The sequence below is a fragment of the Snodgrassella sp. W8135 genome (genome assembly GCF_016101225.1).
GTDB lineage: Bacteria > Pseudomonadota > Gammaproteobacteria > Burkholderiales > Neisseriaceae > Snodgrassella > Snodgrassella alvi.
Window position 1 is genome coordinate 33,796 of the sequence record NZ_JACFQX010000006.1, and the last position, 16,412, is coordinate 50,207.

The following is a 16,412-nucleotide window of genomic DNA, read 5'->3' on the forward strand; positions in this document are numbered from 1 at the left end:
TTGATCCAGCCGGAACGATGAAGCAGACGTGGAAAATCAGAATGAAGAGAAACTTCAAGATAAAAGAAATACGTCACCAGATAGATAATTTATTATAGGAAGCAACCTAAAAGACCGAGCTCAGCAAAAAGCGTGAAGTACTTAATATTGTACTCTCTATATCCGCCAGAGCACTGCCAAATACCATCAAGAATGGCAGTAAAATAATTTTACAGTTAAAGATCATCAGTATTTATTTGCCTTACATATGTAGGAATATCAAACAGATGAACTGCCATTTCACATATACATCATTGTAATTTTATGGTATATGAATTTTATTTATAGGTTTAATCTACATAAAAATGATTTATATGTATAGCATTTTCACTTTGCAGAAAAATGCGTGAATAAGTTATACCCTGTGCGACTACGCACTGCCAGCATAGAGAAGTAATCATTAAAGAAAAGAATCTATATCATATTCCATACATAAATATGGATACGTAAGCAATGCTCCTAAATAAATAGTAAAATAGCCTATTGAGGCGATACAACGCAATGGGAGACCAGCTCACACTTTCTAAAGGAAGCTGTTACAATTCAAACTTAAATCGTCAGCAACGATCTGCCCAAATAGCCAGAAAATTGTATAAGAATTAATATAGAACAGATCCAGAATTATCAGTAAATTAACATCTAAAATCTCTAATATTGAATTTACTATACAGGCGCAAGCAATTTTTGATAAATTTGTGCAATGATTTAATTCAACATCAATCACACAATAATATTGTTTATGATATTGAAGGCTAAAAATTAACAATGATATTTATTTACCAGGTAGTCAATGGTAAAAATGAATCCACATTAAATCAGCTTTAGATGTACTTTTAATTAAACTTATCAGGATTTAAATTTCTTTATACTTTTACTAATTACTTAGGTTGCACAGGCAACCTAAGTAATTGTATAAAAGCGGCAGTAGCCTTTCTTAAAATTAAATATTTTTAAGTGCAGAATACTACTTTAAAAATATTATTCTCACACTATTGCTTAAATTTCTATCGTGCTATTCCACCGTGTCGCGAACAAGCCCCTTTTCCTGCTTTAGTTGAAGTTCCATCATTACATTTAATAGTATTTTTAGGTTGTTCAGTTTTTGGTTTTTTATTTGATTTTCTTCTTGTTGGCAAATCATCATAAACAACCCCGCCATGATGAGAACATGTACCCCTTCCGGTTGAAGTTGAATATGTGCCATCTGCACATTTTGACTTCACTTCCGGATCATTTGCATTAGTTGTGATTCTTGCAAATCCTGATTGTGAGAAAAAAGCATAAGAAAAGCATGGCAAATCTGCTACTGATTTTTAGCATAATTTCTCCGCAATTTACATAATTAAAATATAAATAATTTTTAACATATGTTTATTATAAAAATCAAATTTTCAACCAAATTATTTATATAATTTTAAATTTTAATTATTAAGAAATTATTTATACAACATTCAGTCTATACTTGGTATATTTAATATTATTCTTATTAATAAATTTTACGGTTCTACTGCTCTGTAACAAAGGTTCCAATTTTCTAGTCAAAGTAGTAGCTGATAAAATTAATCATTCTTAATCATTCCAACTACTGTATTAATCAAATCAGAACCATATTCCAGCAGAAACCTTCAAATAATAAAAAACCAGTAATTTAGCCTTCTCCGGCTCTTCAGCATAAGCAGTATCTGGCAAATAGCCCTGCTTTACTGGCTGTTGCCCATCCGGAGCGTGAGCGGATTTAGTTTAAAAGTCCTTATTCTTAATTTGTTTTTTAATCATTTTTCAAAATACTCAGGAAATAAAGACTTAAATCAGCAAATTTTTTGAGTTCAAATCAATTTAATTATCTTATCTATTTTAACGATATATTTTTTAAATTTTTATAACTGAGAATTAGGTTATGGGTATTTCAGTTGAAGAATTTATAAAATTAATATGAAAAAATCTTTTAAATTTTAGAGATTTAAAGGTGACATTCTTAAATTGATACAGGCTAAAGTATCTAATGTAGACATACCTGGAGTTAAACGGCATACAAACAAGTGTAGCGAATTTTGATTATTACTTAAAAAATACAATATGAGCTTAAACAGCTCGGATCTAGAAATACTATTACTGGTAGCACTGAAATCAGGAATACATGACCAGCAGAAGCTTTGAGTGAGAATTCAGCCAGCATGATTCATGACATACATGGGCTACCAGGCTAGTTGAAGATGGTGTTTCAATGCATGGCATTAGATATGAGTGGCTAGAAATCTCTAGAGATAGGTGCAAAAATATGCTCATTTAGTACTGAAGCATTTAATCCAGCCTACATTAAAGATTAACAATATCATGACATCAAAATGTTACAGTTTTGTCACAACAAATAATACAAAGGAAGAAACGATAAAATGCGTAGAGTATTAGAATATATGGAGGAAAAATGGTGGGTCGTGAGCGATTCGAACGCTCGACCAACGGATTAAAAGTCCGCTGCTCTACCGACTGAGCTAACGACCCAAGAGCGCGCATTTTAGGCAGGAGTGCGGCTGCTGTCAAGTACTTTGCTATTATTCATTTGCGGTAATATGGCACTAAAAGAGCTGCCTTTCCCAGTAATACTTTCAATCTGTAATTTGCCGCCATGTTCTGCCAGAGCGTGTTTGGCAATGGCCAGCCCAAGACCTGTACCCCCGCTTTCGCGTGAGCGGCCTGAATCTACACGATAAAAGCGTTCGGTAAGATGAGGAATATGCTCCGCAGCGATACCGGGACCCGTATCGCTCACTTGAAATACAGTCTGCTGATAGTTGTTTTCGTCTTGTTCACTATAGAGCCGGATAGTTATAGTTCCACATTGCGGAGTATAGCGTACAGCATTAAACAGAAGATTACTGAATGCATTATATAAATCCTGCTGAATCCCCTCTATCCAGATATCTGCAGCTATTTCACAAATAAAATGATGTTTATTTTCAGACAAAATTTCAGCTTCATATACTACCTGCTCAACCAGAGTACTCAGGCACAATGATTGTTTACGTAAAGATGCAGTAATCTGATTTTCCAGTCGTGATAAGGTTAATAAATCTGCCAGAAGTTGATTCATGCGGATTCCTTCTTTACTCATCAGTGCAATAAATGACTGACGCTGCTCCTGCGGCAAATCCGGCATATCCGTTAAGGTTTCCAGAAAGCCGTTGATTACAGTTAAAGGAGTACGCAGCTCATGCGAAACATTGGCCACAAATGCCGTTCTGGTGGCATTCAATTGTTCGGCAGCAGTAATATCCTGAGTAATAATCAGTGTTGCCTGTTCGTCAAACGGAGTACGGATAATATTCAATACTCGTGGTAATCCGCTATTTATATTTTCAAGTGTAAGCTTTATATTCACTGACTCTGTTGCCGGCTCATCCAGAAATCGCCGGAAATCACTATTTTCAATCAGATCAGCTAGCATACTGTTATTGTCTTGTTCAGCAACCAGATTCAGATGGATTGCAGCCAGATGGTTCAGCCACTGAATATGTCCATCCTCTCCAAGGATTAATACGCCCTCTGGTATGGTTTCAGCAATACGGTTAAAGCGTAACAAGGCGACACCCAGTTTCTGTTTACGCTTTTTACGGCTACGTGCCTGTAGCATCAAAGTATTGAAAATATTGTTCCAAATCCCGATCCCCTGTGGCACATTACGTAATTTCGGTCTTTCCAGCCACCGAACCAGTTTAAATAAATGATACCAGTAACCCGCCAACCACAAAAAAAACAGGCAGCACAAGCTAATCAGCATGAATTGCAGACCGCCAGTCAGCAATGACGCTACGACAACCACAATCATGGTTGCCAGTATTAAATATAAATGATGGCGCAGTTCAGACAGAAGCATGTTATTTCACAGAAGATAAATTTAAGAAGTATTTCCGGCTATGGTGAAAAGCGATAGCCGCTGCCACGCACAGTTTGTATAAGGTGGTCATGCCCCACTGTTTCAAGTCCTCGTCTTAAACGGCGGATATGAACATCTACCGTACGCTCCTCAACAAACACATGATCACCCCATACAAGATCCAGAAGCTGGCTGCGGGTGTATATCCGATCCGGATGTGTCATAAAGAAATGTAATAACTTAAATTCACTGGGTCCGAAGGGAATGGTTTGTCCGTTTACTTGTACACGCTGCTGCTGCGGATCGAGTTCCAGACCATAAATACGCAGTGGTACACTGGTTTTTTGCGGTGCACGTCGGCGCAAAAGCGCATTAATTCGCGCAATCAGTTCTCGTGGTGAGAAAGGTTTAGTAATGTAGTCATCTGCACCCAGATTCAGCCCCTGCTCTTTATCTGTTTCTTCACCGCGTGCTGTTAATAAAATAATGGGTAAATCACGACTGCGAATATCATTCCGCAGCTGCCGGATAAAATCAAGACCGGAAAGTCCGGGTAACATCCAGTCCACTAGCAGCATGTCAGCCAGCCTGGCCTGCAATAACGGCTGTGCTGCTTCTACACTAGGTACACATTGAACAACAAAGCCGGCCTGCTCGAGAGTAAATTGAATCAGAGTAGAAATTGCAGCTTCATCTTCTACAACCAATACCATAACTTCTGCCATATATATTTCCTGACCAGATTAATTATCTATTGTGACAGATTAAGAAAATATAAAGCCAGCAACTCAGCCAAAACCTGTGCCACAACATTCTGTTGCCTACATTGAGTGCCGGACTGACTATTGCAAGGCTAGCAATACAATATAAGCTTACAATACATTAAGAAGCAATATACACAGCCATCCCATATTAATTGTATTGAGCAAACTCCACCATTTAATTTCTTATTATGAACATCAGTAATTAATAAATTTTGATTTATCGTGATTAATAGTATGATTTTCTCAATCAGTTTACTATAAATCTTCAGCCGTCTGCATTTACTAAATAATATGTAACCGGTTACGTTGTTCTACGGGTATAACAATAACGTTATTAAAAATACTGCAGATACTTTTGAAACCAATTTACAACAAATCAAAGATTTAAATTACCTGATTATTATTTTAATCTAATTCCATCTTCATAAAATATAACTGTTTACTCCCAAATCTGCTTACTAAAACATACATTTCAACAAATATATTAATATAAATAAATATACCATAAACATAAAATATCAGGCTAAGGCTTCAGTTATCTGCCATATCTCATAGAAATCCTAATTTTTATATTTTATTTAATCATTATTATTATTTATATAACTAACAAATAATAACATTTTTTTATTAATTATCAAATAGTTAAATTTTTGACTTAATTGATTTTTTATTGTCGAATTAATACTGGATATGTCTTATTTCTTAATGTCCGATTAAATGATTGTGTAACTAATTGCTGTAACTAAAGCATCATTATTTTTTAACCTGACTATTTTATTAATATGAATAAAATCTACAAACTTATCTGGAATGCACAAGTACAGGCATATGTTGTTACCTCAGAACTAGCTCGTAAAGTGGGTAAAGCAGCACAGCCCAGGCTGGTAAGCATTATAGGTATCAGCATAGCAACCTCTGGTCTGACTTATGCACAATGTCCGCTTTCGTTTCAAAACAGCAAATTTTGTACAACATTCAGGTCAAATACACCTGGTATCAGTACATATGCGGATACCACTATCAGCAATAACCGTATTGAAAACCGGGATCCTTCCAGTCAGACTATCAATACATCTACCGATGAATTAAATCAGACACTTACCATCGTTAATCAAAATGGCGCAGGAAATTTAACCGTAAACGCAAACAATAAAAACATCACTAATATTGATGCAACAAATAATAGCCAGACAGGTTCGATTATCATTAATGCCACCCAAGATATGTTATCTGACTCTGTCAGTGGTATTTATATTAATAATGCCGGTACCGATGCTAAACTTTCAACAGCCTCTATTCATAGCAAACAGCGCAAAGGTATTAGCATTTATAACGGAGGCAGCGGTTCCACACAAATAACAGCTAATGGCACCATTATATCTGATAATGATGATGCCATTTATGCTATGAATAATACTGCAGCAAAAGATTTATTTATTACTACCGGAGCTGTTATTGGTAAAGCACATGGCATTTACGCATACAACAATGGTACAGGATCAGCGACACTTATCGTTAACCAAGTTATTGAATCAGGCACTACCGATGCTATCTGGGTTAATAATGCGAATGTATCAGCCAAAAACATAGCTATTACAACCAAAGATACCGTAAAAGGCAATACCAACGGTATTTATGCATACAATAGTGGTAAAGGTTCTACAACCATTACCACTAACGGCGATGTATATGCAAATAATGGTAATGGTATTTATACAGAAAATCATGGTGAGAAATTAACTGTTACCAGTAAAAGTGTTCAAGGTACAAATACCGGTATTTTCGCTATCAATTCTGGTACAGATTCTACTGAAATTACGTCTGAAGGTAATATTTCCGCTACATCCGGTAACGGAATCTTTGTTAATAATGGCAATAATACAAAAGACCTGACTATTAACACTCATGCTATATCAGGTGCTGATAATGGCATATATGCAACCAATAATGGTACAGGCGCAACGACAATCCACAATAAGACATCCGTAACAGCAACCCGTAATACCGGTATCAGTGTAGTAAATGCAAACCAGGCTACGGGATTAAATATTGAATCAGCGGTTATCAATGCCGGAACTAACGGTATTTATGCAATGAATCATGCGTATGGTGCAACAGAAATTACTTCTAACGGATCAATTACAGCTACAAACGGATATGGAATCTGGGCTGAAAACGGAGAACAGGCCACGGATGTCAAAATTACTCAGTTAGATGGAAGAATTAGCGGAGGAATCAGCGCAATTGAGATACACAATTCTGGTTCAGGTAGTACTACACTTACCCTGACCAATCAAATAAGCGGAGGTACGGAAGCAGGTATTGTTGTTCTGGATAAACCAAACAGTACAACAACTATTACCCTTAATACCGGTACCAGTGTTTCAGCAACTTCTGGTCGGGCTATTCGTGATGGTGATGGTAATGCCAATGTTACGCTGAATAGCGGTTCAAACGTCATCGGGAGTATTGATCTGGGTAACGGTAGTGACACTCTTTCTATCAATCGCGGAGCCATTATCAGTAATATTACTGTAGTCGATGGCGGGGACGATACCAGCAGTAATGACGGAATGACTGATATACTGAATATTAATCAGTCTCTGACTGGTTCTACCACGGGTAATAATAATGGTATTGCTGGAAATATTGCTATTCGTAACTGGGAAAAAATAAATCTGGCTCAAAACAGTACCCTCAGCCTGAGTGGAGATTTGAATACTAATCAGCTTAATATCGGGAATGGTACCACAGTCAATCTTATCGACTCTCTAAGACAGGCACAGATTAATGGCGATGTGTTTAACTCAGGCAATATTAATCTCCATAGTAATTTCACCGGAGACAATTTAACGATTAACGGAAATTATCAGGGTAATGGCGGTAAACTGACTCTGGATCTGAAACTTAATTCTGCTTTAAAAGATAATGACAGCATTGCTGACAATACTGCCGATAAACTGACTGTTCAGGGTAATGTGACAGGTAAAACCACCATCAGGTTTGCAAGCATTGATGGTCTTGGCGGCGATACCGGAAATACTAATGGCATTGAATTAGTCCAAGTTAACGGTAACAGTACTGGGGATGCTTTTGCACTGGAAGGCGATCATTTAGACAGAGGTGCATATGAATACCATTTGTTTAAAGGTGATTTGCAGCAAAACGGGAATAACTGGTATTTACGCTCTCAAAAGCAAACAGACCCTGGTGATGATAATTCCGGTGGCGATAACTCTGGTGGCAATAACTCTGGTGGCAATAACTCTGGTGGCAATAACTCTGGTGGCAATAACTCTGGTGGTAACAACTCCGGTGGCAATAACGCCAGTAACGGCAGCTCTGGCAATAGTGGTACGACAACTAAACCATCAAAACTCAGACCGCTATACCGTAAAGAAGTACCATTATTTGCCGCAGTTGCCTCTCAGTTACGACAGGCTGACAGCCTTATGCTCGCTAATATGCATCAGCGTATCGGATCTACTCCTCTGCCTGATGAACGTATGAGCTGGGGCAGAGTGATTGCCAGCCGTACTGATATTCAGCAAAACGGGTCGGCCAATGCCCGTACTACCGGTAATTATGCCGGTTTACAACTGGGCAGTGATATCTGGAGCAGCAACGGCTGGCGTGCCGGCGGATATGTCGGCTATCTGCACGGTAATCTCGATGTTGACGGCTTTACCAGCGGTATTGATACCAGAGCAGGTAAAAACACAACCAAATCTTACTTTATTGGCGCATATGGTAATTACACCCGTGAAAATGGTGCTTATGCAGATTTTGTAGTACAGGGTGCCCGCCATCATGTTGATATTAAACCGGATAACAATCCGACCGGCAAACAGAAAGGTCATGGCGTTACGGCTTCAGTAGAAATAGGTCAGCCGTTTACTCTGGGCAGCAGCAACTGGAAGCTTGAACCGCAGGCTCAGATTATTCATCAGTGGCTGGATTTAAATGATTCTGATATCAGCGGACGTACTACAGTCAGTCACTCACACAATAATGCCTGGCTCTTCCGCCTTGGCGGAAGACTCGAAGGCAGCTATCAACTGAATAAAGGAAATCTGCGACCCTATGCCCGGGTAAATTTCTTTTACTCACCTGGTGGTGCCGACCATACTAGTTACATTACTAATGTAGCCACAACCAGATTAAATGCCGGTGCCTCTCATGCCAGCACTGAGCTGGCAATTGGCGGTACTTACGATATTACAAACAAAGTAAAAGCTTATGGTGAAATCGGCCATACATGGTCTAATGGTGGTGATGCACATACCAAAGCGCCGGTAAATGGTTCTGTCGGATTAAAGATTAACTGGTAAGGCTTAATAAATAAAGAAACTGGTAATTATTTCCAAACTGAATCTTTTTTCTTTGTAAAAAAACAATACAAATCATATTGGTTATTCTGGTATATGCAGAATAACCAATATGCATTATTATCATCTTTTTCATTTTATATTACTTAAAACAATTCAATGCTATGCATTATTCCGGATTTAATATTAATTCCTAGCTCATAATTTCAGCATCCGCTGATTTTCTTTTAGTGTAGAAAGAAAAAATTAATTGGTTAGTATGAATTTATTCTAAATAATTTATTTATAGCACTAATAAAATCAGCACCGGTTTAGTTGATCAGGCGCAACACTACATTAATTTTGATGGTAGTTATGACTAATAATTTTTTATTAATGATATATTATCTATTTGACAATAACTTACTAATCTAGATGAATAAGCAAAAATCTAACAGAAAAAAGTATATTATAAATAAGTTACTTTATATTCTGCTTATGGCTTTTATTTTATTTCTTCCTTTGACATGTGCCTGGAAATTTGCCAAACATTATTTGTATGATACAACTTATCAGAATATATTAGTGAAGTTTGCCTGGCGACCCGATAGGTGTGAGTCACATTCTGGAGAACCGAAATTAAAATGTTCCTGCAAATACGGTATCATTGGACTTGACGATAAGAATTATAAAATTACTAAAGATGGATATTTATATTGGAGACATCAGCTCGAGGGTAAAGTGGTGTTAATAAGCAAACCTAGTTTTTTCACAGAAGGAGAAATACTTACAGGTGGTTACATGAAAATTATTGATTCAAAAACTGGAGACATTTGTTATTATGATTCTGTCATGTAATAATCGCACCATAGCGATAAACTCAGCATCCATAGCCTGAGAAGATATTTACTACCTTTATAGTGGCAATCTGTCTACATGGCAGATTATGCTCAGATATCTATAAATTTACCTGATACTGAAAACGGCACTTTTTGATAATACAGACAAATTTAATGATGGTATATATATTTATCAGGCTACTTTAATCTGCTTTATTAAAAACAAATCTTAGATTGGTTGCTGTTTAAGCTTACAGCCTGCTGGTAAATATTATCTCTTTATCGGATTTGGCAGAATTTTTCAATATCCGCTTCAATCACGACGTAATACCATATTATCCCGATGGATCAGTTCCTGTTCTGCCACATAGCCCAATAATTCTTCTATAGCCTGAGACGGCTGCCGCAATAAACGCCCAATTTCATGATCATTATAATTAACCAGTCCGCGGGCAATTTCTTTACCGGCCTGATTACATACTGCCACTAATGCGCCACGATCAAAATGACCACTGACAGCAACACAACCGATAGCCAGCAGACTGGAGTGCTGTGTTTTCAGTGCCTGTTCCGCACCCTCATCAACGGTTAACTTACCAGCCAGTTGTACCTGCCCAAGTAACCATTGCTGGCGTGCGCTCAACCGGCTACCGGCCGGGGTAAATAAAGTACCCGTTTGTGCGCCTTCCAGTAACCGGACTAATACATTTTCAGCATACCCGTTGGCGATACAGGTTGCAGCACCGCTTAAAGCAGCCCGTCTTGCAGCCAGTACTTTGGTATACATACCTCCGGTGCCCACGCTGCTGCCTGCTCCGCTGGCCATACTTTCCAGGTCTGGATGATTAGCAGCAATTTTATGAATCAGTCTGGCTTCAGTATGCTTACGCGGATCTCTGTCATACAGACCATTCTGATCTGTCAGAATAATCAGTACATCAGCTTCAATCAGGTTAGTTACCAGAGCACCAAGGGTATCATTATCGCCAAGTTTGATTTCATCAATGGTAACTGTATCATTTTCATTAATAATCGGTACTACTCCCTGCTCCAGCAGAGTGCGGATAGTACTACGGGCATTTAAATAGCGGGTACGGTGACTCAAATCATCATGTGTCAGCAAAATCTGTGCTGTCCGGATATGCAGTGATTCAAACGCAATCTCGTATGCCTGAGCCAGTCCCATTTGCCCCACTGCGGCGGCAGCCTGTAATTCATTAATTGCTTTAGGACGTATCTGCCAGCCCAGCCGTTTCATACCTTCTGCAATAGCACCACTGGATACCAGTACTACCTGAATACCATTTGCACGTAATTGCGCAATCTGCTGTGCCCAGTTTTTCAGAATATTCTGATCTACCCCATGTCCGCCATTGGTCACCAGACTGGAACCTACTTTTACTACCACACATTCAGTCTGGCAGATATCAAATTCTGAGTTATTCATGCTTATTATGCAGTTGTTATGTCAACGGTTGAACAGTTATTTTACCTGTGCGCATTTGTTTTGATAAGTGTGTACGGCTGTTATAAAAACAGCAGCCGTAGTGGCTGCTGTTGAAAGAATAAATTCAGATTAGCTATGCAGTAATGCCTGTACACACCAGTTCATTACGCCATCAGGCAAAATACCCCATAACAGCAATAATAAACCATTAACAGATAAAACGATTTTACCGAGAAAAGTCATATTGAATACTGGTTCGGCAACAGAATCCGGATTATCGAAATAGATGGTTTTAACCACACGCAGATAATAGAAAGCGCCAATCAGCGACATGATTACTGCATACACAGAAACCCACAGATAGCCGCTGGCCAATAATGCTTTAATAACGGCCAGCTTGGCATAAAAGCCCATCAATGGCGGAATACCGGCCATTGAAAACATCGCCAGCAGCATTAAAAATGCATACCATGCATTTTTCTGGTTCAGACCGGCAAGATCACTGATATTCTGGCATTCAACATCCTTGCCGGAGAGCAGAACCAGAATAGCAAACGCTACAGAGGCCATTAAAGCATAGGTTATTGCATAATACATAGCTGCAGCACAGCCAGACTGACCGGACAGAAGAGCCAGCATAATGAAACCCATATGGGCTACTGTTGAAAAACCAAGCATACGTTTAATGTTGGTTTGCATGATAGCAGCCAGATTACCCACAAACAGCGAAGCGATACCCAGCAGCAACAGTAATTCACGCCAGCTTTCCCACTGAGTCAGCAAACCGTAAACCAGGATACGGAAAGCGAAGACTGTGGCCGCAATTTTCGGTGCTGTACCCACCAGTGCAACGACTGCAGTCGGCGCACCCTGATACACATCCGGCACCCACATATGAAATGGTACACCACCCAGTTTAAATACAATACCGGCAACAATAAATACAAGCCCGAGTTTCAATAACCACGGATTGGTTGTTTCCTGGCTGGCAGCAAGCACCTGCTGCAGCTGTAATGTACCTGTTGCACCGTATATCAGGGAAATACCGTATAACAGTAAACCTGAGGCCAGTGCACCAAGCACAAAATACTTCAATGCAGCTTCAGCAGCACGGCCACTATCGCGCTGCAGGGCAATTAAAGCATAAAGCGCCAGCGAAAGCAGCTCCAGCCCGACATATAAAGTCAGGAAGTGGCTGGCTGAAACCATAATATTCATGCCCAGCAGTGCAAATAGGGTTAGCGTATAGAATTCACCCTGATAAATATGTTTAGCACGCAGATAAGTCTGGCTGTAAATAAACAAGGCAATAACCAGTACATACATGCATAACTTGGCCAGTTGAGCCATGCCGTCCAGTACAAACATATCATGGAAGGCATATTGCGGCTGTTCTTTCCATACCAGACACTGTACTGCGGCGGTCAGTATCAGACCAATAACTGACAGGGTACAGGTTATCCAGCGTTGCCGGTCATTAAGCCATAAGTCCACCAGCAATACTGTAAACAGTACTACAGTCAGCACCATATCCGGTGCAGCGGGAAATATTGTTAAATCTGTCCAGTTCATTCACATTTCCTTACAGTTTGCTTTGTGCCGCTTGGACTATCAAATCATTTGCTGCCTGATGCACGACAGCGATAAACGGTTCCGGATACAAACCAAATCCCAGTACCGCTACAGCCAGAATCACCAGAATTAGCAGTTCGCGTTTGTTTACATCTTTTAATTGCGCAACTTCCGGATTTTTGATGGCACCAAAAACAACCCGTTTAAACATCCACAAGGTATATGCTGCACCATAAATCAGGGTTAACGCCGCCAGTGCACCAACCCAGAAATTGGTTTTTACTGCACCGACAATGACCATAAATTCGCCCACAAATCCTGATGTACCGGGCAAACCGGCATTAGCCATAGCAAAGAACAGCATGAAAGAAGCAAATACCGGCATACTGTTTACGACACCGCCGTAAGCTGAAATATCGCGGGTGTGCATCCGGTCATACATCACACCGATACTCATAAACATAGCGGCTGAAACAAAACCGTGCGAAATCATCTGCATAATGGCACCTTTAAAGGCCCAGTCATTCAGATAGCCGCCGGTAAACAGGAAAAAGCCTAAAGTGACAAATCCCATATGGCTGATGGAAGAGTACGCCACCAGTTTTTTCATATCAGTTTGTACCAGTGCCACCATACCGATGTAAATTACCGCTACCAGGCTGAGCACGATGATTACCGGCGCAATATAACGTGCTGCATCCGGCAAAATAGGCAGAATAAAGCGCAGGAATCCGTAACCACCTATTTTCAGAGTAATTGCCGCCAGTACCATTGAACCACCGGTCGGCGCTTCTACGTGGGCATCCGGCAACCATGTATGCACCGGCCACATCGGCACTTTAACCGCAAAAGACAGGAAGAAAGCGATAAACAGCAGAATTTGCGCCGTCATCGCAAGGTGCTTGATATTGTGCCATGTTTCAATAGAAAAACTGCCGGTCTGATTAGACAGATAGACAAAACCAACCAGCATCAGTAATGAACCCATTAAGGTATACAGAAAGAATTTGATTGATGCATATACCCGTCTCGGACCGCCCCAGATACCGATAATCAGATACATCGGAATCAGCATGCCTTCGAAGAATACATAGAATACGATGGCATCCATTGCTGCAAATGCGCCATTAATCAGTCCTGACATAATCAGGAAAGCGGCCATATACTGCGCAGGCCGTTTCTGGATTACCTGCCAGCCGGCCAGAACAACCAGTAAAGTAGTAAAACTGTTCAGAATCACAAACAGAACTGACATTCCATCCACACCTAATGCATAGTTGATGTTGAGACTCTCAATCCAGACATGAAATTCTTTAAACTGAAATCCGCCATTTAAACGGTCGAATTTAAAAAACAGCGGTAAGGTTATGAGAAAAGAAACCAGCGCCCCGATTAAGGCCAGCACTCTGGCTATACCTGCGTGCTTGTCTGAGCCGGTAGCCAGCACTGCGACGCCAGCCACTACAGGCAGCCAAATCGCCAAACTGAGTAAGTTATCGTACATATTTATAGCCTAAAGATACCAAGTTGAATGCCCGCAATTAACCGCCAAACATTGTTTTAAGCAACGGCCAGAAAGTCCATGCCACCAGTACAAATACACCCACAACCATTGCTGTAGCATAGGTATAGATGTATCCGGTCTGAATACGCCGTATCAGCGCTGCTACAGCAGCGACAACGCGTGCAGCACCATTAACAATTAATTTATCAATAATGAAAACGTCGCCAACTTTCCAGAACAACGTTCCCAGCAGACGGCTGCCTTTGGCAAACACGTTATAGTAAATAGTATCCAGATAGTATTTATTATCCAGCAGGGTATAAACCGGACGTATAGATGCAGCAATTCTGGCCGGAATCTGTGGTTTTTTCATATAGAAGAACCACGCCAGTACAACACCGGCAATCACCAGCCATAACACAGGAGTTGTCAGACTGTGCAGAGCCATAGCAAATATGCCGTGGTACTCTTCTTCTACGGTTGCCAGTGCAGGATGTGCAGCACTGTTAATAAAAATCACATGCTGATAAAAATCACTGAACAGCATCGGCTTCATTGCCCACATACCTACAAATACTGAAGGGATAGCCAGCAGAATCAGCGGAATGGTTACCACCAGCGGGCTCTCATGCGGATTATCCTGTGGTTTCAGACCATGATGTTCTTCTGCATGATGATGTTCGCTATGTTCGGCTTTGCGCCATTTTTCTTCGCCATGAAATACCAAGAAATACAATCGGAATGAGTAAAATGCGGTGACAAACACACTGGCTACCAGCGCTACATAGGCCACACTGCTGAATGGCAGCGTTGACGCTTTTACTGCCTCAATAATTGAATCCTTGGAATAGAAACCGGAGAAAAATGGTGTGCCAATCAGCGATAATGAACCAATTAGCATACAAATCCATGTTACCGGCATGTATTTACGCAATCCGCCCATATGACGCATATCCTGATCATGGTGCATACCCATAATCACACTACCGGCGGCCAGAAATAACAGTGCTTTGAAGAAAGCATGGGTCATGACATGGAAAACAGCAATATTATAGGCAGAGGCACCTAAGGCTACCGTCATATAACCTAACTGTGACAAGGTTGAATAAGCAATCACCCGTTTAATGTCATTCTGAATCATACCCAGAAAGCCCATAAACAGCGCAGTAATGGTACCGGATACCATAATCACACCCAGAGCAGTATCAGACAACTCATACAGGGGTGACATACGAGATACCATGAATATACCGGCTGTTACCATGGTTGCCGCATGAATCAGAGCTGAAATCGGTGTCGGACCTTCCATTGAATCCGGTAACCAGACATGCAACGGAAACTGTGCCGATTTACCCATTGCGCCCACAAACAGCAAAATGCAGGTAACGGTAATCAAAGACCACGGATGACCGGGAATCAGTTCGATAGTGGCATTTTTAACCTGATCAATATGCTGAAAAACATCAGCATAGCGAAGGCTGCCGCCGAAATAAGCCAGTACCAGACCAATACCCAGTACAAAACCGAAGTCGCCGACACGATTAACCAGAAATGCTTTCAGATTGGCAAAAATAGCACTGTCACGTTTAAAGTAAAAACCAATCAGCAGGTAAGACACCAGCCCTACAGCCTCCCAGCCGAAGAACAACTGAATGAAGTTATTACTCATTACCAGCATCAGCATAGAGAAAGTAAACAGTGAGATATAGCTGAAAAAGCGCTGATAGCCGTCATCATCACTCATATAGCCGATAGTATAGATATGCACCATCAGCGATACACTGGTCACAATCACCAGCATAGTGGCAGTAAGGGTATCAATCAGAAACCCTACTGAGAAGTCCAGACCGCCCATAGTCAGCCATGTATACACATTTTCATCAAAGGGCTGACGGGTTCCGGTCATAAAACCATAGAGTACCCAGGCAGACAGTACTGCCGAAACGGCTACGCCTGCTATGGTAACGCTATGCGCACCTTTACGGCCGATCAGCTTACCGCATAAACCGGCCAGTAATGAACCGATGAGCGGAGCCAAAGCAATAATCAGATAAACACTCATAATT

General features: G+C 40.4%; 8 protein-coding genes and 1 tRNA gene. 1 reads left to right on the forward strand and 8 read right to left on the reverse strand.

Translation table 11 applies throughout. From position 1 onward, the window contains the following. Positions 1–1,043 precede the first annotated feature (1,043 nt). From H3T75_RS10050 to phoB, 4 genes are all read right to left on the reverse strand, one after another. Positions 1,044–1,262, reverse strand: coding sequence for a hypothetical protein (locus H3T75_RS10050; protein WP_370570089.1), 219 nt, complete (start codon positions 1,260–1,262; stop codon positions 1,044–1,046). Positions 1,263–2,465: 1,203 nt separating this feature from the next. Beyond that, positions 2,466–2,541, reverse strand: a tRNA-Lys gene (locus H3T75_RS10055). 13 nt (positions 2,542–2,554) lie between these two features. After that, positions 2,555–3,913, reverse strand: coding sequence for a phosphate regulon sensor histidine kinase PhoR (gene phoR, locus H3T75_RS10060; protein ID WP_198211652.1), 1,359 nt, complete (start codon positions 3,911–3,913; stop codon positions 2,555–2,557). A gap of 38 nt (positions 3,914–3,951) precedes the next feature. Then, complete coding sequence (phoB, locus tag H3T75_RS10065) at positions 3,952–4,638, reverse strand: phosphate regulon transcriptional regulator PhoB (RefSeq protein WP_198211653.1); 687 nt, start codon at positions 4,636–4,638, stop codon at positions 3,952–3,954. Between the two features lie 821 nt (positions 4,639–5,459). Between phoB and H3T75_RS10070 the strand changes: the two genes are divergently transcribed. Further along, positions 5,460–9,008: an autotransporter outer membrane beta-barrel domain-containing protein gene (locus H3T75_RS10070; protein ID WP_198211654.1), complete on the forward strand. Its 3,549-nt coding sequence runs from the start codon at positions 5,460–5,462 to the stop codon at positions 9,006–9,008. A 1,128-nt stretch (positions 9,009–10,136) separates the two neighbouring features. Here H3T75_RS10070 and proB read toward each other — a convergent pair. From proB to nuoL, 4 genes are all read right to left on the reverse strand, one after another. Further along, a complete protein-coding gene (gene proB, locus H3T75_RS10075; protein ID WP_198211655.1) occupies positions 10,137–11,270 on the reverse strand; it encodes a glutamate 5-kinase in 1,134 nt (377 codons plus the stop codon). 129 nt (positions 11,271–11,399) lie between these two features. Then, positions 11,400–12,842 carry an NADH-quinone oxidoreductase subunit NuoN gene (gene nuoN / locus H3T75_RS10080; protein ID WP_198211656.1) on the reverse strand — a complete coding sequence of 481 codons (1,443 nt, stop codon included), beginning with the start codon at positions 12,840–12,842 and terminating at the stop codon, positions 11,400–11,402. Positions 12,843–12,852: 10 nt separating this feature from the next. Continuing rightward, positions 12,853–14,346, reverse strand: coding sequence for an NADH-quinone oxidoreductase subunit M (locus H3T75_RS10085; protein ID WP_198211657.1), 1,494 nt, complete (start codon positions 14,344–14,346; stop codon positions 12,853–12,855). A 37-nt stretch (positions 14,347–14,383) separates the two neighbouring features. After that, positions 14,384–16,408 (reverse strand): NADH-quinone oxidoreductase subunit L, encoded by a 2,025-nt coding sequence (gene nuoL / locus H3T75_RS10090; protein WP_100117301.1) that lies wholly within the window; start codon positions 16,406–16,408, stop codon positions 14,384–14,386. Positions 16,409–16,412: the final 4 nt, after the last annotated feature.